Annotated in this window: 1 protein-coding gene and 1 pseudogene; both read left to right on the forward strand. The window is 44.7% G+C overall.

Annotated features, from left to right (window positions below; all coding sequences use genetic code 11):
* Positions 1 to 558, forward strand: a 558-nt coding sequence (locus ACS8FD_RS17635; protein ID WP_439276807.1) for an EF-Tu C-terminal domain-related protein, incomplete at its 5' end; no start/stop codon positions are given.
* Positions 559 to 678: 120 nt separating this feature from the next.
* Positions 679 to 938 (forward strand): annotated as a pseudogene (locus ACS8FD_RS17640) (ribosomal protein S18-alanine N-acetyltransferase); the annotation flags it as partial.

Here is a 938-nt window from a genome sequence, read left to right on the forward strand (position 1 = left end):
GCATTCCTAATGCCAATCGAAGACGTATTCTCAATCTCAGGTCGTGGTACCGTCGTAACCGGCCGTGTTGAATCAGGCATCGTAAAAGTTGGTGACGAGATCGAAATCGTTGGTATCCGTGACACTCAAAAAACCACCTGTACTGGTGTCGAGATGTTCCGTAAACTACTAGACGAAGGTCGTGCTGGTGAAAACTGTGGCGTCCTACTACGTGGTACCAAGCGTGAAGACGTACAACGTGGCCAAGTACTAGCGAAGCCAGGTTCAATCACCCCGCATACCAAGTTTGACGCTGAAGTATACGTATTGTCAAAAGAAGAAGGTGGTCGTCATACGCCATTCCTAAACGGCTATCGTCCACAGTTCTACTTCCGTACCACTGACGTCACTGGCGCAATCCAGTTACAAGACGGTACTGAAATGGTTATGCCTGGTGACAACGTTGAGATGGGCGTCGAGCTTATCCACCCAATCGCTATGGACAAAGGTCTTCGCTTTGCAATTCGTGAAGGCGGCCGTACAGTAGGCGCTGGTGTTGTTGCTAACGTTAACGACTAAGAAGACATTGCAAGGTTTGCTGCATTCAGCTTAGTCTGATGAGTGTGAAGCCTTTAGTCAAAAAGCCATCCTTATATAAGGGTGGCTTTTTTTTGATGAAGAGTAAGACGAGGAAGCATAATGGCTACTATAAAAAGTCTGTCAAATCACGATTTAGATTTTGTCACAATAATACAAATGGTAGCGAATATTGAAGCTATGGTGCAGGCGCAAGAGGCGTGGTCGTGTCAAGCAATGGTTGATTTGCTAGAGCAAGATAACAATCATATCCTGATTGCTTATGATAAAGGCAAAGAAGAAAAAATTGCTAGCCATAAAATAGTGGGTTATTGTCTGTATCAGATAGTATTTGAGCAGGCAGAAATTCTACGAATTGGTAC

It is taken from the genome of Psychrobacter sp. 1U2 (assembly GCF_051847575.1).